This is a genomic window from Magnetospirillum aberrantis SpK, from assembly GCF_011022235.1.
GTDB classification, from domain to species: Bacteria; Pseudomonadota; Alphaproteobacteria; order Rhodospirillales; family Magnetospirillaceae; genus Magnetospirillum; species Magnetospirillum aberrantis.
Map to the genome: position 1 here is coordinate 25,223 of NZ_JAAIYP010000040.1, position 21,700 is coordinate 46,922.

21 protein-coding genes are annotated in these 21,700 nt (G+C 66.2%); 11 read left to right on the forward strand and 10 right to left on the reverse strand.

Annotated elements, in window-relative coordinates; translation table 11 throughout:
- Positions 1-11 precede the first annotated feature (11 nt).
- Positions 12-2,786: an ATP-dependent DNA helicase gene (locus tag G4223_RS15055; RefSeq protein WP_163681476.1), complete on the reverse strand. Its 2,775-nt coding sequence runs from the start codon at positions 2,784-2,786 to the stop codon at positions 12-14.
- A gap of 124 nt (positions 2,787-2,910) precedes the next feature.
- Here G4223_RS15055 and G4223_RS15060 point away from each other — a divergent pair, with 124 nt between their 5' ends.
- Positions 2,911-3,210 carry a hypothetical protein gene (locus G4223_RS15060; RefSeq protein WP_163681479.1) on the forward strand — a complete coding sequence of 100 codons (300 nt, stop codon included), beginning with the start codon at positions 2,911-2,913 and terminating at the stop codon, positions 3,208-3,210.
- Position 3,211: 1 nt separating this feature from the next.
- Here G4223_RS15060 and G4223_RS15065 read toward each other — a convergent pair whose 3' ends face one another.
- Together G4223_RS15065 and mutY are read right to left on the reverse strand one after the other, a co-directional pair.
- A complete protein-coding gene (locus tag G4223_RS15065; protein WP_163681481.1) occupies positions 3,212-3,784 on the reverse strand; it encodes a hypothetical protein in 573 nt (190 codons plus the stop codon).
- A gap of 13 nt (positions 3,785-3,797) precedes the next feature.
- Positions 3,798-4,856 carry an A/G-specific adenine glycosylase gene (gene mutY / locus G4223_RS15070; RefSeq protein WP_241004150.1) on the reverse strand — a complete coding sequence of 353 codons (1,059 nt, stop codon included), beginning with the start codon at positions 4,854-4,856 and terminating at the stop codon, positions 3,798-3,800.
- Positions 4,857-5,005: 149 nt separating this feature from the next.
- On the opposite strand from mutY, the gene G4223_RS15075 reads away from it, so the two are divergent.
- From G4223_RS15075 to G4223_RS15105, 7 genes are all read left to right on the forward strand, one after another.
- Positions 5,006-5,632: a thioredoxin domain-containing protein gene (locus G4223_RS15075; protein ID WP_163681485.1), complete on the forward strand. Its 627-nt coding sequence runs from the start codon at positions 5,006-5,008 to the stop codon at positions 5,630-5,632.
- Positions 5,633-5,669: 37 nt separating this feature from the next.
- Positions 5,670-9,140 carry a chromosome segregation protein SMC gene (smc, locus tag G4223_RS15080; protein WP_163681487.1) on the forward strand — a complete coding sequence of 1,157 codons (3,471 nt, stop codon included), beginning with the start codon at positions 5,670-5,672 and terminating at the stop codon, positions 9,138-9,140.
- A 219-nt stretch (positions 9,141-9,359) separates the two neighbouring features.
- The gene (locus tag G4223_RS15085) at positions 9,360-9,713 is read left to right on the forward strand and encodes an AtpZ/AtpI family protein (RefSeq protein ID WP_163681489.1); all 354 of its coding nucleotides are present in this window, start codon (positions 9,360-9,362) and stop codon (positions 9,711-9,713) included.
- A gap of 36 nt (positions 9,714-9,749) precedes the next feature.
- Positions 9,750-10,478, forward strand: a complete 729-nt coding sequence (locus tag G4223_RS15090) for a F0F1 ATP synthase subunit A (RefSeq protein WP_163681491.1) — start codon at positions 9,750-9,752, stop codon at positions 10,476-10,478.
- Positions 10,479-10,538: 60 nt separating this feature from the next.
- Positions 10,539-10,763: a F0F1 ATP synthase subunit C gene (locus G4223_RS15095; protein WP_163681493.1), complete on the forward strand. Its 225-nt coding sequence runs from the start codon at positions 10,539-10,541 to the stop codon at positions 10,761-10,763.
- Between the two features lie 113 nt (positions 10,764-10,876).
- Positions 10,877-11,371 (forward strand): F0F1 ATP synthase subunit B family protein, encoded by a 495-nt coding sequence (locus G4223_RS15100; RefSeq protein WP_163681495.1) that lies wholly within the window; start codon positions 10,877-10,879, stop codon positions 11,369-11,371.
- Positions 11,371-11,913, forward strand: a complete 543-nt coding sequence (locus G4223_RS15105; RefSeq protein ID WP_163681497.1) for a F0F1 ATP synthase subunit B family protein — start codon at positions 11,371-11,373, stop codon at positions 11,911-11,913. Before G4223_RS15100 ends, G4223_RS15105 begins: the two co-directional genes overlap by 1 nt.
- A 66-nt stretch (positions 11,914-11,979) precedes the next feature.
- On the opposite strand, the gene G4223_RS15110 is transcribed toward G4223_RS15105, so the two are convergent.
- Positions 11,980-13,128, reverse strand: a complete 1,149-nt coding sequence (locus G4223_RS15110; RefSeq protein WP_163681499.1) for a ParA family protein — start codon at positions 13,126-13,128, stop codon at positions 11,980-11,982.
- 163 nt (positions 13,129-13,291) lie between these two features.
- On the opposite strand from G4223_RS15110, the gene G4223_RS15115 reads away from it, so the two are divergent.
- The 3 genes from G4223_RS15115 to G4223_RS15125 all read left to right on the forward strand — a co-directional run bounded on the left by G4223_RS15115 (position 13,292) and on the right by G4223_RS15125 (position 15,632).
- The gene (locus tag G4223_RS15115; RefSeq protein ID WP_163681592.1) at positions 13,292-13,756 is read left to right on the forward strand and encodes a MarR family winged helix-turn-helix transcriptional regulator; all 465 of its coding nucleotides are present in this window, start codon (positions 13,292-13,294) and stop codon (positions 13,754-13,756) included.
- 131 nt (positions 13,757-13,887) lie between these two features.
- The gene (gene purB, locus G4223_RS15120; RefSeq protein ID WP_163681501.1) at positions 13,888-15,225 is read left to right on the forward strand and encodes an adenylosuccinate lyase; all 1,338 of its coding nucleotides are present in this window, start codon (positions 13,888-13,890) and stop codon (positions 15,223-15,225) included.
- 59 nt (positions 15,226-15,284) lie between these two features.
- Positions 15,285-15,632 (forward strand): hypothetical protein, encoded by a 348-nt coding sequence (locus G4223_RS15125; protein ID WP_163681503.1) that lies wholly within the window; start codon positions 15,285-15,287, stop codon positions 15,630-15,632.
- Between the two features lie 57 nt (positions 15,633-15,689).
- On the opposite strand, the gene G4223_RS15130 is transcribed toward G4223_RS15125, so the two are convergent.
- The 6 genes from G4223_RS15130 to G4223_RS15155 form a co-directional block, all read right to left on the reverse strand.
- The gene (locus G4223_RS15130; RefSeq protein WP_163681505.1) at positions 15,690-16,376 is read right to left on the reverse strand and encodes an N-acetylmuramoyl-L-alanine amidase; all 687 of its coding nucleotides are present in this window, start codon (positions 16,374-16,376) and stop codon (positions 15,690-15,692) included.
- The gene (locus G4223_RS15135) at positions 16,373-17,296 is read right to left on the reverse strand and encodes a DMT family transporter (protein WP_241004151.1); all 924 of its coding nucleotides are present in this window, start codon (positions 17,294-17,296) and stop codon (positions 16,373-16,375) included. Before G4223_RS15135 ends, G4223_RS15130 begins: the two co-directional genes overlap by 4 nt.
- Positions 17,254-19,065, reverse strand: a complete 1,812-nt coding sequence (locus G4223_RS15140) for an ABC-F family ATP-binding cassette domain-containing protein (RefSeq protein WP_163681507.1) — start codon at positions 19,063-19,065, stop codon at positions 17,254-17,256. Before G4223_RS15140 ends, G4223_RS15135 begins: the two co-directional genes overlap by 43 nt.
- Before the next feature lie 36 nt (positions 19,066-19,101).
- Positions 19,102-19,629 (reverse strand): hypothetical protein, encoded by a 528-nt coding sequence (locus G4223_RS15145; RefSeq protein WP_163681510.1) that lies wholly within the window; start codon positions 19,627-19,629, stop codon positions 19,102-19,104.
- A gap of 82 nt (positions 19,630-19,711) precedes the next feature.
- On the reverse strand, positions 19,712-19,921 hold the full coding sequence (locus G4223_RS15150; protein ID WP_163681511.1) for a hypothetical protein: 210 nt from the start codon (positions 19,919-19,921) through the stop codon (positions 19,712-19,714).
- 159 nt (positions 19,922-20,080) lie between these two features.
- A complete protein-coding gene (locus G4223_RS15155) occupies positions 20,081-21,493 on the reverse strand; it encodes a transposase (protein ID WP_163681513.1) in 1,413 nt (470 codons plus the stop codon).
- Positions 21,494-21,700 lie beyond the last annotated feature (207 nt).

A 21,700-nucleotide genomic window follows, 5' to 3' on the forward strand; every position in this document is an offset into this window, starting at 1 on the left:
GCCGAAATGTTTTAGTCCTGGCGTTCGGCCAGGAATTCCCGCGTGACCGCGACGGCTTCGGCCAATCCCACCTTGCGCACGGCCACGCCCGCCGGAAAGGCGCTGTGCAGCCGGGTCGGCATCAGGGGATCAAGCAACACGAACACGCCGTGGTCGCCGGCCCGGCGTACCAGCCGGCCAAAAGCCTGTTTCAGCCGCAATCGGGTGATCATGTCGTCATAGGCCTTGCCGCCAAAGGTGCTTTTCCGCGCCTTGTGCAGGATGTCGGGGCGCGGCCATGGCACCCGGTCGAACACGATCAGCCGCAGCGACTGGCCGGGAACGTCGACGCCGTCCCGGACCGCGTCGGTGCCCAGCAGACAGGAATCGTGTTCGGCGCGGAAGATGTCCACCAGCGTACTGGTGTCCATGTTGTCCACATGCTGGGCCAAAAGCGACAGGCCGGCCTCGTCCAGCGGGCCGGCGACGCGCTTGTAGACGGCCTTGAGACGCGAGATGGCGGTGAACAATCCCAGCGCGCCGCCCTGTGCCGCCAGGAAAAGTTCGCGATAGGCCGCCGCCACCTGATCCATGTCGTCCTTGCGCACGTCCGATACCACCAGCACGCGGGTCTGGGCGGGATAGTCGAAGGGCGAGGGAACGGCGGCGCGCAAGGCCGGCGCGGTCAAATGCACGGCGCCGGTGCGTTTTTCCGCGGCGTCCCAATTGCCGTCGCCGCCCCAATCGGGGCCGCCGGCACCGTCGCGCAAGGTGGCGCTGGTCACCAGGACGCCGTGCGCCGGCTCCATCACCGCCTTGGCGAACGGCACTGTGGGGTCGATCCAATGGCGGTGCATGCCGACGTCCACGTCGCGGCCGTCGATGCGGTCGACGCCGAACCAGTCCACGTATTGGCCGCTGGTGGCGGTTCCCTCCACCAGTTCTTCCAGCATGGCCTTCCAGCCGGCCACGGGCACCAAGACCCGGCGTTCGATGGAGCGGGTCAACCCTTCGATACGGGCGCGGGTGTTGCTGTCCAACTCGGCGGCTTCGTCGTCCAGCTTCTTTTCCAAGGTGCGGGCCAGACGGGTCAGCGGCGCGCCGATACGGCCCAGTGCTTCGGCCAGTTCCAACGCCGCCTCGGCCAAGCCGTCGATCAAGGGCCGGCAATCGGTTTCCAGACTATAGGGCGAGGACTCGCCGCCTGCCGCGCGGGCATAGACCTGTTGACGCACCAGACTGAGGAAGCTCTCGGTGGGGGTCCCCGGGGTGTTGTCGAGAACGCGGTTCTGCCAGCCGGGGCCGGGCAGGGCCTGGGCGGCGGCCAGGGCGGCGTCAAGCGCCGCCGGCGCGTCCTCGGCCAATCCCACCAGTTCCTCGGCCCGGCGTTTCAGCCCACGCGCCCGCGACCGGGCACCGTCGCCTTCCGGTCCCAATAGCCAGCGCCGCACCTCTGTCGCCTCGAAACCGCTGAGATGGGCGGAAAAGGCGCTGTCGGCCGCCTCGAACACATGATGGCCCTCGTCGAACACCAGCCGGGTCGGCTGGTTGGCGTCGTCAAGTCCGCCCAAGGCCGCCTGGATCATCACCAGGGCATGGTTGGCGATGACGATGTCGGCCCGCCGCGCCCGGCGGACGGCCTTTTCGATGAAGCACTTGTTGAAGTGGGGGCAGCCGGAAAAGATGCATTCGCCCCGGCGGTCGGCCAGCCCCAAGGTGCGGGGGCGGCCCAACAGGTCGCTCAGCCAGCCGGGAAAGTCGCCGCCCACCATGTCGCCGTCGCGGGTCGCCAACAGCCACCGTGCCATCAGCCCCGTCGCCACCGCCTCGTTGGGACGGTTGCGCATCATCTGTTCTTCGTAGTTCAACAGACAGGCATAGTTCTCGCGACCCTTGCGCACCACCACCCGGCGGGCCTTTTCCAGCGGGTCGGGAAACAGCCGGTCCAGTTCGGAATCCAACTGGCGCTGAAGGTTGCGGGTGTGGGTGCTGATCCACACCGGGGCGCCGTTCTTTTCCGCCCACAGACTGGCGGGCGCGATATAGCCCAGCGTCTTGCCGGTGCCGGTGCCGGCCTCGGCCAGCACCACGCGCGGTTCGCCCATGCGGTCGCGCGGTACGAAGGCCGCCGCCGCCGCCGAGGCGTAATCGGCCTGGGCCGGGCGCTGTTCCGCCCCGCTTCCCAGGATGGCGGTCAGGCGGGCGCGGGCTTCGTCCGGTTCCACCGGGACGTTGCCGGGGGGCGGCTCGGGGGCGTGTTCCGACCATTCCGGCAGCCGTTCCCAAACCCGCAGACCGTTGTTGCGCTCCGCGTCTCCTTGGACACCCAGGGCGGCCAGGACGGCGGTGCCCCAGCTCCATCCCGCCCGCGCCATGGCCCAGGCGATGGAACGGGTGTCGGCGGCCCGCGCCGCGGTGTCGCCGGCGGTGCGTCCGGCCAGTTCCTCCAGCAGACGGCGGGCCGCGCGGAACAGTCCTTCGGCCTCGTCCTCGGGATCGGCCGGCGGGGCCAGGCCGGCTGCCTCGATCACCCCCTTGGCGGTGGGCAGGCAAAAGCGTGCCGGACGGACAAAGGCGAACAGTTCAAGGATGTCCAGGCATGGGAACGGCTCGATCCCCAAACGTCCGGCCACCGCCGGGCCGTGGCACAGCAACGGGGGCGTGGCTCGCGCCGCGCTTGCCGCCTCGGACAGGGACAGGTTGTGGAACTCGCCGTCGGTGTCGAGCAGCACGGCGCCCCTGACCCCGGCGACCAGGGCGGGAACATGCGGCAGGACGAAACGCGGCGGGGACGGGGGCGTGGACATGGCGCGGAGTATAGGGGGAATGGCCGGGGGAACAAAGCGTGTATTCTTGCCTGTCGCACGCCGCCGTGGCGGTGGTGGCCGGATGGTGCTTCAATGGTTTCGCAACCTTTGGAACGCCGCTGCCATGCTTCGCCCGCTTCTGTGTGCCCTGCTGCTGTGTCCCGCCGCCGCCCTGGCCGCCGACCCGCCCCGGTCCTCGGCCGACACGGTGATTCTGGCCGATCCCGAACAGGGACGCACGATCGGCAAGGTCGGCGGTGAGCCGGTCATCCTGCTCGACACCGGCAACGGGACGGTGGGCAAGATGGGCAAGGACAAGGTGATGTTGCACAAGGACGGGCGCGGCAACACCCTGGGCAAGGTCGGCGACCGCAAGCTGTTCTGTCATACCGACGCGGTTTCGGGCGTCACCTTGTGCAAGTAGCTCAGGGACAGGGGTGCTGTCTGTTGCGGGTGTCGCATAGCGACACCGTGCGGGCGAATTCGCCCCATTCCTTCAGCATGTCGGGGGGGAAAGCCGGGTTCTGGTCGCGGCCGAAGGCCGGGCCGCGCCATTGCCGCTGGACCGCGTAAAGACCTTCGCGCCCTCGAATGACCTGGATCAGGGCGAAACTGCCCATGCCGGAAGCGCGGCCCTTGGTGCAGGTGACGGTGACCGTGGCGCTGGGATAGCCGTTGTTCTGGGTCTCGGAGACCGGGCCGGGGCCGACGGCTTCGCAATTGTCGCGGCTGTAGGCGATGATGCTTTCGATGAAGGCGCGGGCCGATTGGTCCGAGTTGGGGTACATCTGGACGGTGATGGCCTGGGTCCACTGCGTCTCGCCCTCGCCCGGCGGGAACAGGCGGGTGATGACCATCTTTTCGCCGCGCTGGATGGGAACCGTGCTCCAGCCGGCGGGCGCCCCCATCAGCAGCCGTTCACCGTACTGGATCTGAGCCATTGTCGATGCGGGGGCCGACAGGCACAGGGCGGCGGCAAGGATGGCGGCGTGACGCATGTTCTTTCCCCCCTCAATAGGCCTTGGCCAAAGCGTGGCGGACCAACTTGCGCATGATGGTCGGCAAGGCCTGGTCGCCCAATTGGTCCAACGGACACCATATACCACGGGCCAGCGGGTTGTTGCCGGTGCGTGCCGTCGCCAGCCGCATTTCCAGGTGGAAGTGGGTGAAGGTGTGCCGGACCAGACCGGGCAACAGCCGCCATTCCGCGTTCAGCGGCGCCTCGGCCCGTGCCGGTTCCAGTTCCCACGCTCCGCCCTCGCGCCAAGGGGTCGAAGGAACTTCCATCATGCCGCCCAACAGGCCGCTGGGCGGGCGGCGGCGCAACAGGACGGCGCCATCCTTGCGCACGGTCCAGAACGCCAGACCGTGGCGGGTCGGCTTTTCCGCCTTTTCCACCTTGGCCGGCAGACTTTCCTCGATCCCCAGCTTGCGGCCTTCGCACGCATCCATCCATGGGCACAGGCCGCAGGCCGGGTTGCGCGGCGTGCAGATGGTGGCGCCAAGATCCATCACCGCCTGGGCATAGTCGCCCGGCCGCGTTTCGGGGGTCAGGCTGGCGGCGTGGCCCTTCAATGTCGGCTTGGCGGCGGGCAGCGGTTCGCGCACCGCGAACAGCCGGGCCATGACCCGTTCGACGTTGCCGTCCATCACCACCGCCCGGCGCCCGAAGGCGATGGCGGCGATGGCGGCGGCGGTGTAGTCGCCGATTCCCGGCAGCTTGCGCAATGCGTCCTCGTCGTCGGGGAAATGCCCTTCACGCCATTCGCTCACCACCTGGGCGCATTTGTGCAGGTTGCGGGCGCGGGCGTAATAGCCCAGTCCCGCCCAGGCGTGCATGACGTCCTCGACCGGGGCCTGGGCCAGGGCGTGGACGCTTGGCCACCGCTCCAGGAAACGCAGGAAGTAGGGGGCGACCGCCTGGACGGTGGTCTGTTGCAGCATCACCTCCGACAGCCAGACCCGATAGGGATCGGCCATCTCGCCGGGGCGGGCCCGCCATGGCAGCAGCCGGGCGTTGCGGTCGTACCAATCGAGCAGACGAAGGGGAAGGGAGGTGGGCGAGGGCATGGGCTTAACCATAGGCGAAATCACCCCTATGCCGCCACGGGCAAGAACAGGAAGCGGCGATTGCGGCGAAACTGCCCAGGCCATCCTTGTTTCGCGCCGCGCTCGCCCCTAATATCCCGACCTCTTGAACGCTCCGCAGGGAGGGAAAGGTGAAGAACGTCGTTCGTCTGTTCGCGGTTTTGGCGTCGTTGTGCGCCGCTGGTGCCGCTTTCGCCGCCGACAAGGCCGGAACCCCCGCTGCCGACAAGGCCGATACCTTCGCCATCGACCATGTGATGGGCAAGGCCGACGCCCCCATCACCATCATCGAATACGCCTCGACCACCTGCGGCCATTGCGCCAACCTGCATACCGAGACGTTGCCCAAGATCAAGGCCGAATGGATCGATACCGGCAAGGCTAAGCTGATCTATCGCGATTTTCCCACCGCGCCGGCGCACATGTCCATCGGCGCCTCGATGATCGCCCATTGCGCCGGACCCGAGCGTTATTACGGCGTTCTGGCTCTGATCATGGAACAGCAGCACAAGTGGATGGAATCGTCCAACCCGCTTGATTCCCTGAAGAAGCTGGTGCGCATCGCCGGCATTACCGGTCAGGACGTGGATGCCTGTCTGGGACGCCAGGACCTTGCCAACGCCATCCAGGATCGGGCACGTGCCGGCAACACCACCTTCGGCATCGAGGCGACGCCCACCATGATCATCAACGGCACCGTCGTCGAGGGGCACGACCCGGAAAAGATCTTCCAGGTGTTGAAGGACGCCGCCAAGTAGGGCGCGCCCGGATACTGGCGGGTAGGGGGCCCGTGCCGTGATCGCGTTCACCAGGCTGCGTCTGTCGGGGTTCAAATCCTTCGTCGATGCCACCGAGCTTTTGATCGAGCCGGGCATGACGGGGGTGGTCGGCCCCAACGGTTGCGGCAAGTCGAATTTGATCGAGGCGTTGCGTTGGGTGATGGGCGAGACGTCGGCGCGCCAGATGCGCGGCGGCGAGATGGACGACGTCATCTTCGGCGGCACGTCCAACCGCCCGGCCCGCAACCTGGCCGAGGTCAGCGTCGGTCTGGACAATTCCAAGCGCAGCGCGCCGCCGCAATACGACATCGACGAGCTTGAGGTCATCCGCCGTATCGAACGCGGCCAGGGGTCGGCCTATCGCGTCAATGGCAAGGATGTGCGCGCCCGCGACGTGCAGTTGCTGTTCGCCGACGCCTCGACCGGCGCGCGGTCCTCGGGACTGGTCAGCCAGGGTCGGGTCGGCGCCTTGATCAACGCCAAGCCGGCGGAGCGGCGCGGCCTGTTGGAAGAGGCGGCGGGAATTTCCGGCCTTTATTCCCGTCGGCACGAGGCCGAGTTGCGCCTCAAGAACGCCGAAGGCAACCTGGACCGCCTGGACGACGTGCTCGCCACCTTGGACGAGCAGCTTCGCGGCTTGCAGAAACAGGCCCGTCAGGCGGTGCGCTACCGTACCGTTTCCGAACAGATCAAGGCCATCGAGGCCCAGCTTCTGTACCTGCATTGGCTGGAGGCGCTGGCCGGGATCGACGCCGCCCGCGCCGCCATGAAGGAAGCCGAGTTGCGGGTCGAGGAGGCGACCGAACTGGCGGCGGTCGCCGCCGCCCGCCAGGCCGAGACAGCCGCCGGCTTGCCCGAACTGCGCCGCCGCGACGCCGAGGTCCAGGGGGCTTTCCAGCGCCTTCTGGTCGAGCGCGAACAGTTGGAGGGCGAGGAAGGGCGTCTGGCCGAAACCCGGCGGGATCTGGAAAGCCGGTTGGCCCAGTCCACCAGCGATCTTCAGAAGGAACACGCCCGCGCCGCCGACGCCGAAGGCGCGGTCGAGCGTCTGGCCGGCGAGGAAGCGGCGATCCGCGAGGCGGCCCAGGGCGAGGACGAAGCGCGGGAAGAGGCCGATGTCGCCGTCGAGGCCGCCGCCCAAGGGGTGGCGGCGGTGGAAAAGGACCTTTCCCGCGTCATGGAGGAGGTGGCTGCCGCCGACGCCGAACGCGCCGCCGCCCTGCGCCGCCTGGCCGAGGCCGAGAATCGCCGCGACCGCCTTAAGGAACGTGTGCTTCAGGTCGAGGCGCAGAAGGCCCAGGCGGAACAGGAAGGAGTGGACCGCGCCGAGCTGACGGCGGCCGAGATGGACCTGGAATCGGCGCTGGAATACCTGGAAGAAAGCCGCGCCGAGGCCGAGGAATGGGACAAGAAGCGGGTCCAGGCCATGGCCGCCCGAGAATCGGCGCGCGACGCCTTTCAGGCGGCGAACGCTTCCCGCTCCCGTCTGGCCGCCGAGGCCGAGGCGCTGAACGACGTTCTGGCGCAAGGCGCCAGCGGCGACCATGTGCCGGTGCTGGACGCGGTCAGCGCCGCCGCCGGCACCGAACCGGCCCTGGCCGCCGCCTTGGGCGACGACCTGTCGGCGTCGTTGGATGTCGCCGCGCCGTTGCATTGGCAGGCCTTGCCGCCGCTCGAACATGCCCCGGTCCTGCCGACGGGGGCCGAACCGCTGGCCCGTTTCGTCTCCGCGCCGCCGGCATTGGCGCGGCGCCTGTCACAGGTCGGAATGGTGGCCAACGTGGCCGAGGCCGAACGGCTGCGTTCCGAACTGGCGGTGGGGCAACGTCTGGTCACCCGCGACGGCGACCTGGTCCGCTGGGACGGTTTCGTCGCCCGTGCCGGCGCTCCCAGCCCCATGGCGCTGCGTCTGGCCCAGCGCAACCGGCTGCGCGAGTTGGAGGCGCGTCTTGAGGACGCCGAAATGGGGGTCGAGGAAGCGCGAGGCCGCGTCGAAGAGGCCACCCAGGCGGTCGAGGAGGCCACCGAGAACGAACGTGCCGCCAAGGACGCGGTCAAGCGGGCCGAGGTCGAGACCACCAAGGCCCGCGACGAACACGGCAAGCTGGCGCAACGCTTCGCCGCCCACGAATCGCGTCTGTCCAGTCTGAACGAACAGGCCCAGGCGGCACGGGCCGACCTGGAGGAGGCCGAGGGCGAGTTGATGATGGCGCGCGAGACCGTCGCCGCCTTTCCTCAAAGTGCCGACGAGGGGCGCGACAAGGTCAATGCGCTGCGCGCCGATCTGGCCGAACGTCGTTCGGCCCTGGTCGAGGCGCGTTCGGCCCTGGATCGCATCGTCCGCGAGGCGGGCGAGCGCAAGCGCCGTCTGGATTCCATCGCCGGCGACATCGAATCGTGGCGTCGCCGTGCCGACAGCGCCCGGACCCATGTGGAGGAGTTGCAGGAGCGGCGCGAGACGGTGATGTTGGAACTGGAACGTCTGTCCCAGGCCCCGGACACCTTCGCCCGCCGCCGGGCCGAATTGCTGGAACGCCTCGATGCCGCCGAGGGCGAGCGCAAACGCTCCGCCGATGCCCTGGCCGAGGCCGAGGGGATCCTGGCCGAAGCGGATCGGACCATGCGCGCGGCCGAGGCCGCCCTGGCCGCCGCGCGTGAGGACCGTATCCGCCGCGAGGCGGCGGTGTCGGCCGCCGACCAGCAATGCCGGGTGGTGGCGGGGCGCATTTCCGAACGCCTGGACATGACGCCCGAGCAATTGCGCGGGATCGCCGGTTTGGTGGAAAACGAACGCCCCGACCTCGAAGAGCTTCAACGCAAGCTGGATCGCCTGATGCGCGAACGTGACGCCATGGGGCCGGTCAACCTGCGGGCCGAACAGGAAGTGGCCGAACTCGAGGAACGCATGGCGGTCATGCGTGCCGAGAAGGACGACCTGGTCCAGGCCATCGCCAAGCTGCGCGGCGCCATCGCCGAATTGAACCGCGAAGGCCGCGAACGCCTGTTGGCCTCGTTCCAACAGGTGGACCAGCACTTCCGCGATCTGTTCGTGAGGCTGTTCGGCGGCGGTCGCGCCCATCTGGCGCTGACCGAATCCGCCGACCCGCTGGAGGCTGGGCTGGAGATCATGGCCTCGCCGCCGGGGAAACGGCTCCAGCAATTGTCGCTGCTGTCGGGTGGGGAACAGGCGTTGACCGCCTTGGCCCTGATCTTCGCGGTGTTCCTGATCAATCCGGCGCCGATCTGCGTGCTGGACGAGGTGGACGCGCCTTTGGACGACGCCAATGTCGACCGCTTCTGCACGCTTGTCGAACGCATCGCCGGCACTACCGGCACCCGCTTCCTGATCGTCACCCATCACCGCATGACCATGGCCCGCATGGACCGCCTTTATGGTGTCACCATGGCCGAGCGCGGCGTGTCGCAGCTGGTCTCGGTGGACCTCGCCCAGGCCGAGGCCATCCGCGAGACATCGGTGTCGTCCTGACCTACCCGAGGGCGACTACCCCTTCGGGGAGGGGATTCCTCGTGGCAATGCGGTAGGACCACCCCGCATACCGCCGATGGGGGTTAGGATTTTTCAATGACCTCAAGTACTTGTGTTTGGCGGTTTCCCTTCTTGACACGGGTGGGCTCTCCCCTTATGGTGCCCGCGCTTTTGGCACCGTTGTGATGGCGGTTGGGACTTTCAAGGGGCTCATCATCCATGGCTGAGCAAGAAAATCCCTCACCGCTGGAGGATATCGAGGCCCGCCTGCGTGTTGCGCGGGGGGCGGAGACGGCAGCGCGGAAGGTCGGTCCGACCCATTCCGTCGCCAGCTCCGGTCTGGGTCTCGGGTTCCGAATCAGCATCGAGTTCGTCGCCGGCGTTGCGGTCGGTGTCGGAATTGGGTATGCCCTCGATCGTTGGTTGGGAACGGCCCCGATCCTGATGGTGTTGTTTCTGCTCCTCGGCGGAGCGGCGGGCGTGATGAACGCCTATCGCGCGGCCAAGGGATTGGACGAGTCGGTCGGCCTCGGCGGTTCGCAGAGGCGTCGGTCGGAACGAACGGAAGAATAGGCGAGAGAGGCCAAGGTGGCAGAGAAGCATTCCCCGATGCAGCAGTTCGAGATCCACGCCCTGCCGGGTCTCGACTTCCATATTGGCGGCCTGAACGTTTCGTTCACCCAGTCCGCCCTGATGATGGTGATCGCCGTCGCCCTGATCACTGCCCTGCTGACCTTGTCGGTGCGCTCGCGCGCGCTGGTTCCCGGTCGCTGGCAGTCGCTGGCCGAGGTGCTCTACGAATTCGTCGCCGGCATGCTGCGCGACAACGTGGGTCAGGAGGGGCGTCCCTATTTCCCCTTCATCTTCACGCTGTTCATGTTCGTGCTGTTCGGCAACCTGCTGGGTCTGATCCCCTATGGTTTCGCCTTCACCAGCCATGTGGTGGTGACCTTCGCCATGGCGGCGGTGGTGTTCGTCGGCGTGACCATCATCGGCTTCGCCCGTCACGGTCTGCACTTCCTGCGCATGTTCTTCCCGCATGGTGCTCCGCTGCTGACGGCTTTCATCCTGATCCCGATCGAGCTGATCTCGTACTTCTCCCGTCCGTTCAGCCTGGCTATTCGTCTTTTCGCCAACATGACGGTGGGCCACATCATCCTGTTCGTGATGGGCGGCTTCGTGGTCAGCCTCGGCGGCTTCTACATCCTGCCCGGTATCGTGCCGTTCGCCTTCCTGAGCGCCATCACCGTGCTGGAAATCGGTATCGCCTTGTTGCAGGCCTATGTGTTCACCATCCTGTCCTGCATCTACCTGCACGACGCCATCCACATGCACTGATGCGCGTGGTGTAGGGCTAAGTTTTGTCTGGTTAGATCTTTTCCTCGAAGGAGCAAAAATATGGACGCGAGTGCTGCTAAGTTCATCGGTGCTGGTCTGGCTGCCATCGGCATGATCGGTTCCGGTATCGGCGTGGGCAACATCTGGTCGAACCTGATCGCCGCCGTGGGCCGCAACCCGGCCGCCAAGGCGAACGTCGAGCTGTACGGCTGGATCGGCTTCGCCGTGACCGAGGCCATCGCGCTGTTCGCGCTGGTCGTCGCTCTGATGGTTCTTTTCGCCTAAGTTCGCGAAAATCTCCTTCGGATGGTTCGAGGCCGCGCGGAATCTCCGCGCGGTCCGTTCCGCCCGACGGGAACCGTGAACCTTTTGCTTTACCCACGTCTTGGAGCACCGGGATGCCCCAGTTCCAACAAACGGCGTTCTTCCTGCCCCAGATTTTCTGGCTGGTCGTCACCTTCATCACGCTGTACTTCCTGATGGCGAAGGTGGCTCTGCCGAAGATCGGTGCCGTGCTCGACGAACGTCAGCGCAAGATCGATGACAATCTCGACAAGGCCGCGCAGCTGAAGGCCGAGGCTGAAGCCGCCGTCGCCGCGTACGAGAAGGCGCTGGCCGAGTCCCGTGCCCATGCCCACGCCGTCATCAAGGAGGCGAGCGAGCGTCTGGCCAAGCAGGCCGAGGATCGCACCCGCGAACTCAACGCCAAGCTGAACGACCAGATCAAGGCTGGTGAGACCCGCATCGCCGCCGCCAAGGAAAAGGCCATGGCGTCGGTTCGCGAAGTCGCCACCGAAATCGCCGGTGCCGCCGTTTCCCGTCTGATCGGCGCCAGCGCCGACCAGGGTCAGATCGACGTTGCGGTCGCCGCCGCTCTGAAGGAGCAGGGCTAATGATTTCGTCCGCTTTCGCAGCTGAGCACGCCGCCGAGGCCGGCCACGCCGCCGTGCCCTTCTATGCCGACCCCCACGTTTGGGTGTACATCGCCTTTCTGCTGGTTGTCGGTCTGGCTTTCAAGCCGGTGTTCAACGCCATCGGCGCCGCCCTCGACGGCCGCGCCGCCAAGATCAAGGCTCGTCTCGACGAGGCGCACAAGCTGCGTGAGGACGCCCAGGAAATGCTGGCGACCTATCAGCGCAAGCAGCATGACGCCATGAAGGAAGCCGAGGAGATCATCGCTCACGCCAAGTCCGAGGCCGAGCGCCTGTCCAAGCAGGCCGCCAAGGATCTGGAAGAGGCCCTGAAGCGCCGCGAGGCCCAGGCTCTCGAGCGGATCGCCCAGGCCGAGGCCGCCGCCCTCAAGGAAGTTCAGAACGTGGCTGTGGATGTCGCCATGAGCGCCGCCCAGAAGGTTCTGGCCCAGTCGGTTTCCGACGCGCAGAAGGCCGCTCTGGCCGATGCCGCCATCGCCGACCTGTCGCGCAAGTTCCACTGAGACTTCGCGATCCTCGGAAAAGTTACGGCCCGTTGCCATCGGCAGCGGGCCGTTTCCGTTTGAGGGTCATACCGGAAGCGGCCAGTCCGGTCCCTTGAGCACGGCCAGGGTGACGGCGGCCCCCAGGAGGGCGCCGATCCCCACCAGCAACAGCCACAGCGCCAGCCGTCGTCCCCAATCCACGTTAGGTGTGGTGGCAGGCCGCGGGCGGCGAACCGATGGGCGGTGGGATGTGAATGTCGGGGCGGGTTCGGCTTCCTCGGTTTCGTCCTTGCCCAACTGGTCCTCGGTTCCTTCGGTCCAGGTGGGGGGCGGCGGCGCGCCGGTGTCGCCATAGCGGTCGCGATGGGCTGGCAAGTTGCCCAATCTCTGTTGCCACTCCATCAGGCGCGCGCGCGCGGCTTCGCGCGTTTCCAGGTCGTTGGCGGCGGGATCGAGCAACAATTCCGCCACCCGCACATAAGCCCGGGCGGGGGCCGATCCGGCGGCCAGCACCGCCACCGGCAGGTCGCGCGACGCCGCCTCGATCACCGAGCCGTCGCGTGGCACCATGATCGGCAGAACGCGGGACCCGAATTCGGCCATGATGTCGGCCGACAGCCGCCGCGTCAGGTCGCTGTCTTCGGTCATGGTCAACAGGATGTGCAATCCTTCCATGCCGCGGTTGAAATGGCTGCGGACGCGGGTGACGTTCCACCACGCCTTGTGCAGGCCGTCCAGCGCATGCGGGCTGGGCATCACCGGCATCACCACCAGATCGGCCGCCACCAGGGCATTGACCGAGACGATACCCGGTGCCGGCGGGCAGTCGATGACGATGGCGTCCAAATTGTCCGGCAACACCGCCAGGGCCCGGCTCATGGCCGCTTCCGGTTGTTCGCCCATGGCCAGTTCGATGTCCGCCCAGGCCAGTTCGTCCGAGCCGCCGACCAGCCGCAGGTTCTCGAACGGCGTGGAACGCAGGCATTGCTCGAAACTGGCCTGACCGGTGATGAGGTGATAGGCGCCGGTCGCCACCGGCGGCGGCACACCGACATTGGCGGTGGCGTTGCTTTGGCTGTCCAGGTCCACCAGCGCGACACGTTTCCCGAACGCCGCCAGGCAGATGGCGGCGTTGACGGCGGTGGTGGTCTTACCGACGCCGCCTTTCTGGTTGAACACGGTAACGATCAGCGGTCGAGCAGAAGCTGCGGCGTCAGGAATTTCGCCGGTCATGCCACCTCCCGTGGCGACAAGAACAATAACGCCGCACCTTACAATTCCCCAAGGGGTGCGGCAATGGCCGCTCGTCGTTCGTGCGGCAATCTGGTTACATTTCGTTCAAATCCCATAAAAAGCCTGTTGTTGAGCAATGGTGTTGATCCTATACTCCTTGGCTATGAATCAGCCTTATCTCGACATTGTTCGCTTGGTCGAACGTCTGCACCGCCACTTCCTCGACGTGCTGCGTACCGAGTTGCGCCGCCTTGCCATCGAGGATATCAACGCCGTGCAGGCGCTTTTGCTCTACAACATCGGCGAGAACGAGGTGGTGATCCGCGACCTCAAGGATCGCGGCTATTACCAGGGTTCGAACGTCTCGTACAACATCAAGGCGCTGACCGAAGCCGCCTACCTGACCCAGGAACGTTCGCCGCACGACCGTCGTTCGGTTCGCCTGCGTCTGACGCAGAAAGGGTTGGACCTGTGCAACGCGGTTCGCAAGCTGCAAAGCGATTTGGCCGAGGCCTTGGGTGTCAACGAAGAGACGGTGCGGGCGCTCGACACCACCGTCGACACCATGCAGCGGGTCGAACGCACCTGGACCGACTTCATCCATTACGGCCGCACCCGGCCGCTCTGACCTCTGTCTTGGATCGAAAATGAACGCCGCCCGGTTCGCCCTGGGCGGCTTTTTGTTTCTAGACCCTGGCAAAACCGGTGGTTTTTTGCCATAACCGCCCTTTCCGAACGCCCGTACCCAGAGGCCTTTCGATGTCGATTCAGCGCTATTCCCGCCCCCAGATGACCGCCATCTGGGAAGCCGCCAACAAGTTCTCGATCTGGTTCAAGATCGAGGCGCATGCCTGCGACGCGCTGGCCGAGTTGGGGGTGATCCCCAAGGATTCCGCCAAGGCGGTGTGGGCCAACGGCGACCGGCCCTATACCCCCGAGCGCATTGCCCGCATCGATGCCATCGAGGCAGAGACCAAGCACGACGTCATCGCGTTCCTGACCGAACTGGCCGAACACATCGGCCCCGATTCGCGCTTCGTGCACCAGGGCATGACCTCGTCCGACGTGCTCGACACCTGTTTGAACGTGCAGTTGACCCAGGCCGCCGACATCCTGTTGGCCGACATCGACGCGCTGTTGGCGGCGCTTGAGCGCCGGGCCTTCGAATACAAGGATCTGGTGTGCATGGGCCGCAGCCACGGCATCCATGCCGAGCCGGTGACCATCGGTCTCAAGTTCGCCGGTTTCGCCGCCGAGTTTCAGCGCAACAAGGCCCGCCTGTTGGCGGCGCGCGAGGACATCGCCACCTGCGCCATCTCGGGTGCGGTCGGCACCTTCGCCAACATCGACCCCCGCGTCGAGGAACATGTGGCGGCCAAGCTGGGCCTTAGCCCCGAACCGCTGTCGACCCAGGTCATTCCGCGTGACCGCCATGCCCAGTTCTTCGCCACCCTGGGCACCATCGCCAGCTCGATCGAGCGGGTGGCCGTGGAAATCCGCCACCTCCAGCGCACCGAAGTACGCGAGGCCGAGGAATACTTCTCGCCCGGCCAGAAGGGCAGCTCGGCCATGCCACACAAGCGCAACCCGGTGCTGACCGAGAATCTGACCGGTCTGGCCCGCATGGTCCGCGGCTATGTGGTGCCGGCCATGGAAAACGTCGCCCTGTGGCACGAGCGCGACATCAGCCATTCCTCGGTCGAGCGTTACATCGGCCCCGACGCCACCATTACCCTGGATTTCGCCCTGGCGCGTCTGACCAACGTGGTCGACAAGCTGGTGGTCTACCCGGACGTGGTCGAGCGCAACCTGAACCAGTTGGGCGGCCTGATCTTTTCCCAGCGTGTTCTGCTGGCGCTGACCCAGGCCGGCGTCAGCCGCGAGGACGCCTATCGCCTGGTCCAGCGCAACGCCATGAAGGTGTGGGACGCCGCCGGAGAGGGCAAGGAAACCAAGGGCAAGTTCCTGGCCGGTCTCAAGTCCGACACCGACGTCGCCAAGGCGCTGAGTGCGGCCCAGATCGACGAGTTGTTCGATCTCGGCTATCACACCAAGCATGTGGACACCATTTTCCGCCGGGTGTTCGGCAAGGCGTGATGTCCAGGGCCCGGTGCGATGCGCCGGGCCTTTTCCTTTTGGGTTCGCGGGAGGTGGCGATGCCTTATGTCGTCCGTGACCAGGATGGCCAGGTGGTGGCGGTGGCCGAAGTGCCGTTGAGCGAGGATGCCGAGGAAGTGCCCATCGACCATCCCGAAGTGCTGGCCCTGTTAAGCCGGGCCTGCGCCGCGGACTTGGCCGATGGCGACGAAGCTTTCGTCAATTCCGACCTGTCTTTCATCCGCGTGCTGGAAGACCTGATCGAGGTGTTGATCCGTCGGGGGGTGATTGCCCTGTCCGACCTGCCGGGACCGGCCCAGGACAAGCTGATGCAGCGCCGCGCCTTGCGCGGCTGGCTGGCCGGTGTGGTGGGCGTGGTCGACGATGACAGCGGCAAGGTGATCTGAACGACGCAGGGGCCGCCGCGCCGGAATATGCGAAGGGGGCTTTTGCGGCCATAGGGTCTAGACCGCGGCTAAAAGCCGTTGCAGGCGGGCCAGGGTTTCACCATCGGCGACGCCGTCGATCCGTTCCGGGCGGAAATGTCGCTGAAAGGCGGCGATGGCCGCCGCCGGGTCGCTGACGTCATAGCCATAGGCGGCCAGTAACCCAGGCACCGCCTCGGGTTCGGGAACGGCGCGTTCATCGCCCGTGAATGGCCACAGGCCAAGGCCATAGCCCTTGAGCTGGGCCCAAGGAAACAACTCGCCGGGGTCTTGCTTGCGGGTGGGGGCGACGTCGGAATGGCCGACCACGTTGCGCGCGGTGATGGAGTGGCGCGAGACGATTCCCAGGCACAGGCGGATCACCGCTTGGATCTGGACTTCGGGGAACGGCCGATAGCCGAATTCGTGGCCGGGATTGACGATCTCGACGCCGATCGAGCGCGAATTGACGTCGGTTTCGCCGCGCCAGCACGACTTGCCGGCATGCCAGGCGCGGCGGCTTTCGGGCACCAGGTGGTGGATGGTGCCGTCCTCGTCCACCAGGTAATGGGCGCTGACTTGGGCGTCGGGGTCCAAAAGCCGATCCAGCGCCTCGGGACCGCTGCGCATGCCGGTGTAGTGCAGAACCAGCATGTCCACGCCCGCGATGCGTCGGATGTCGTGGTTGGGCGACAGATGGTGGACGTAGGCTTGTTTGGAAGTCATGTGCCGGGCTCCGGTTCGTCCTTGCACGGCACGACGCCGCCGATCAGTTGCACCACCGCCACGCCGGCGATGGTCAGCGCCCCGCCCGCCAGCTTGTGCCAGCCCAAGGGCTCCCCCAAAAGGGTGACGCCGCCGGCCACGCTGATGACCGGCCCCAACAAGGTGAAGGGCACGATCCGGTTCATGGGGTGACGCCCCAGCAATTGATACCACAGGCTATAGGCCACCAGCGACGACGCGATGACGGTATAGGCCATGCCGGCCAGGATGGGCGGCGACATGATGGCGTGGGCCAGGGCGTCGAGCTGGCCGCTTTCGCCGGCCAGCGACAGGCCCAGCAGCATGGGCGCGGCGAACAGCGCCATCCAGCCGTTGAGCGCCAGGGGGGCGATGGTGCCCAGCCGTTTGACCTGGACGTTGCTGATGGCCCAGCAGACCATGGAGGCCACACCGATGGCCAACGGCCCCCAATGGGGCAGGCTGGGCTCGCCGGCCAAAAGGGCGACGCCGGCGAAAGCCATCACCAGTCCGAAACTGCGGGCTGGTCCCAGCTTTTCGCCGAACACCGCCCAGGCCAGAAGCGCGCTGAAGGGAACGCCCAATTGGGTGACGATGGCGGCGCTGGCGGCATCCATGCCCGACAGGCTGACGAACAACAGGCCGAAATGGCCGCAGCCCAGCACCGCGCCGATGGCGGCGATCCCCTTGATCTGGTCGCGGCGGAGACGGAAGAACGGCACCAGCACGCACGCCACCAGGGCGAAACGCAACGCGGTCAGGAACAATGGCGGCAGCACGCCCAGCACGATCTTCACCGCGATGAAGTTGGTGCCCCACAGGCTGACCACCAGCAAGGCGAGGACGACGTCGCGCGGGTTCAGCGCGTCAACTCCTCGCGCAGGGCTTCCAGTTCCAGCCAACGTTCCTCGGCCGCCTCGAGTTCAACGCGGGCGGCGTCAAGGCGTCCGGTGGCGGTGTCAAAGCGTTTGCGGTCGCGGGTATAAAGGCCGGGGTCGTTGATCTCGGCCTCGAGCTTGGCGATCTCGGCCGACAGCTTGTCCATGCGGCCGGGCAGTTCGTCCAACTCGCGCGCGTCCTTATAGGACAGCTTGGTCGCGGTCTTGGCGCGCGGAATCTCGGCCTTGGGGGTGTCGGGCTTGGGTTTGGCCGCCGGCTCGTCCTTTTTCGGCCGCTGGTCCAGATAGTCGGAATAGCCGCCGGTATATTCGGCGATGTCGCCGTCACCTTCGACGGCGATGACGCTGGTGACCAGCCGGTCCAGGAAGTCGCGGTCGTGGCTGACCACCAAAAGGGTGCCTTCGTAATCGGCCAGCACCTCTTCCAACAGATCCAGCGTGTCCATGTCGAGGTCGTTGGTCGGCTCGTCCAGGATCAGCAGGTTGCTGGGCTTGGCCAACAGCTTGGCCAGCAGCAGACGGTTGCGCTCGCCGCCCGACAGTGCCTTGACCGGGGTGCGGGCCTGATTTTCCTGGAACAGGAAGTCCTTCATATAGCCGACCACATGCTGGGGGCGGCCGCGCACCCAGATGTTGTCGCCGCGGCCATCGGTCAGCGTGTCCCACACCGATCTTTCCGGGTCCAGACGGTCGCGGCGCTGGTCGAAATAGGCGGGTTCCAGGTTGGTGCCCAGACGCACCACGCCGCCATCGGGGGCCAGGTCGCCGGTCAGCATGCGCAACAGCGTGGTCTTGCCGGCACCGTTGGGGCCGATCAGCCCGACGCGGTCGCCGCGCAGGATGCGGGTGGAAAAGCCCTTGGCGATCACCTTGCCGTCATAGGACTTCTCCAGCTTTTCCGCCTCGATCACCAGCCGGCCCGAGATGTCGCCGGCATCGGCCGCCAGATTGGCGCGGCGGTCGTTGTCCTGTTTCGAGCTGAAACGCTGGGCGCGTTCGCCGCGCAGCACGTCAAGCGCCCGGCGGCGGCCCATGTTGCGTTTGCGCCGTGCGGTGACGCCGCGCGCCAGCCAGTGCAACTCGCGCCGCAACAGGTTGTCCATACGGGCCAACTCGGCCTCTTCCGCCGCATAGGTCTCTTCCTGCCATTGCGGAAAGCCGGAAAAGCCGAATTCGGCACGGCGTACCACGCCGCGTTCCAACCACAAGGTTTGTTTGGAAACCGTGTCGAGGAAACGGCGGTCGTGGCTGATCATCACCAACGCCCCCTGATAGCTTTTCAGCCATTCCTCGAGCCACAGGATGGTCGGCAGGTCCAGATGGTTGGTCGGTTCGTCCAGCAACAGCGCGTCGGGTTCGCCGACCAGGGCACGGGCCAGGGCGGCGCGGCGGCCTTCGCCGCCGGACAGGTTCTGGGGCGCGCGGCTGCCATCGATGCCAAGCGCGGCCAGCACCGTCTCGACGCGATAGGTCTGGTCGCGTTCGTCCTCGGGCAGGCCATGGGCCACGTATTCCGCCACGCTGGCGCCATCCAGCAGCGGGTCCTGCGGCAGAGTGGCGATGCGGGTACCGGGCTGGACGAAGCGCTCGCCGGAATCGGCCAGCACCTCGCCGGCCAGCACCTTCAACAGCGTGGACTTGCCGGAACCGTTGCGGCCGACCAGGCAGGTTTTGTCGCCCCGCCCGACCCAGGTGGTGACGCCCTCGAACAGCGGGGTGCCGCCGAAGGTGAGACGAACGTCGCGAAGCGCGAGAAGAGGAGGAGAAGCCATGGGTTTCACCTACACCGGCCAGGGCGGCCGATCAAGCTACTCCCTGTTGCGGGCTCCGCATTCGTCGATGCGCTTGCCCACCTGGGCGCAGATGGCCTTGCGTCCGGCCTCGTCGTCGGCCATGGCGTAAAGCCGGACCCAGGTGCCCTTGGGGCCAAGGTCGAAGCTGCGCAGGATAGGCTCTTGCCGGGCCAACAGGGGCGAGGACTTGGCCAGCGTCTTGAAGCCTTGTTTGGCCCGGTCCTCGGTCTTGTAGGACGCGAGGTAGACCAAGGTGCGTTTGTCCAGACCCGGCGCAGCCTTTGGGGCCGGTTCGGTCACGGGGGCGGCGGCCGGCGTTGCCGTGTCCATCATTTTAGCGGCAGGCATCTTAGCGTCGGGCGTCGTGGCCTCGGGCGCCAGCGGCATGGGGGCTTCGGCGATCAGTGCCGCCGCGGGTTCAGTCGGCTTTTGCTCTTCGGCCATGGGGGCCGGGTCCGGCTGCGGTTCCGGCTGGGCGGGCGGCGGCTCCGAGGCGCAGGCCGCAAGCGATGCGGCCAGAAAAACAAGAACAAGACGCTTCATGAAAGTCCCCTGAACATCGGCTGCATCCCCGCGCCCACTCTATGCCGGAACGCGGGGGATGCCAACCGCTTGGGGAAAGGCGTCAGTCGCGCGTGCGCTGGATGAAGCGGTCCATCCAGGTGGAGAGCAAGCCAAAAGCCAACAGCATGAAGCCGCCGAGGCTGAGCACGACGTAAAGATCGTTGCCGCCGAAAGAGGTGGAGGTGCCCTTGATCACCAAGGTGTTGATCAACAGCCAGACGACGACCGGGGCGGCCATGGCGGCCACCAGCACATAGGGAAGAAAGCGCACGGGGAAATCCTCCGATAAATAATAACGCTTCTAATTCAAATTCGAAGCGGTCGGAAGATGCGCCGCGGATATGGGAAAATCAACCATAGGAAATCTGCGGTATTATACCGCCCGGCGGGGCCTGTTGAAGAAAGAGACCGCCGATTAGGTTTGTCGCGTTTAGGCGAATTGAATATCTCTGGGGCGTGGAAAGACTGTTGGTCTTTCCGGCCGGCCGGAGCGTTTCAGCAGCAATGGGAAGACGGCAGCGGCGATGGCTGCCGCCAGGCGCTTAAGGTTCACCGCGGCGGCGGCGAGGTAGGCTTGAATTTGCATGTTGGCGAGGCCGCGACGGACGGCTCGGGCAAGCCCGTGCCAGGTCTTGGCCTCCCCATGATAGCCTTCGACGCGGATGCGGTGGCTGCGGTAGAGCGCCGCCTCGTGGTCGCCCCATCGCGCATATTTTCGGCGTGCCCGCAGCAAGGCGTCATGGTCCTTGTGGAGCAGGATGGCGCGCCGCTTCATATTTTCGCTGAAGCACTGCTGTCGCAGGCGGCACGCCCGGCAATCGGGGGCCTGCGCCCGATAATGCTGAAAGCCGTCGCAGTCCGGCTTGCCATGGGGCCGTAGCAGTTTCCCGCCTGGGCAGCGGACGATACGGTTCTTGGCGTCGTACTTGAAACGGCGGACGGGAATGACCCCCGTCTTGGGCGGCCGCTCGGCCTTGGCGGGGATGACCGCCTCAATGCTTCGTGCTTCCAGATCGGCAAAGATGCGGGTGATGGCATAGCTGGCATCCATCGTGACCGCCTGGATGTCAGCGCCCGTCGTTGCCGTGATGGCGTCGAGTTGGGCTTCGACAGCTTTCGTGTCGTGGACAGCACCGGTGGTCACCGCCACATCAAGGACCACGCCACGCTCGGCGTCCACGGCCGTATGGTGCTTGTAGCTGGGCTCGCTGCGGTGCGCCTTATTGTTCTTGGACAAGGTCGCATCGGGATCACTGATGCAGGTGGCGATCTTCTTGCGTTTCGCCCTCGGCGACGTCGGGCCATCACCCCCATCCTCGCCGCTCTCCTGCGTATTGGCGACCTCGACTGCATCGACATGGCGCCGGGCGATAGCATCCCAACTGACGTTGGCGCGGATCAGCGAGCTGTCGATGTGGACGATCTCCCCCTTGGCGACCTTGGCGGCGATGCAGGCCTGAACGGTACGGACGAAGATCCGGCGGAACCTGTCGGCGCCCCAGCGCTGGCGAATACGAGTCAGGCTCGAATGGTCCGGCAGGCTTTCGTGCAGGCCGTAGCCGATGAACCAGCGGATAGCCAAGTTGACCCGCGCCTCCCGCATCAGGCGGCGGTCATGCACGATCCCCAGCAACATCCCCGCCAGCATCAGCCGAACCGCCACCTCCGGCGCAATGCCGGGGCGCCCCTTGTCCGCGCTGTAGAGACCGGCAACTTCCGCCTCAAGCCAGCTCAGGTCGAGAACCTTGTCCACCCGAACCAGAACGTGGTCTTCGGGTAGAAGATCCTTCAGTGACCCCACTACGAACAACTCAGGCTGACGGCGGTCCTTTTGACCCAACATGGCGATGCCCCCCGTGACATCGCCATGGAATCAGGATGTGCTGTCTTTTTCAACAGGCCCCGGCGAATGAATTGACCCATTGGATCAATCCACGCTGAGACGGTGACGCTCAACGCCGCGCGGGCTTTCCGGTCGGCCGGAGCGCTTCAGCAGCAATGGGAAGACGGCAGCGGCGATGGCTGCCGCCAGGCGCTTATCCGCCCCAAC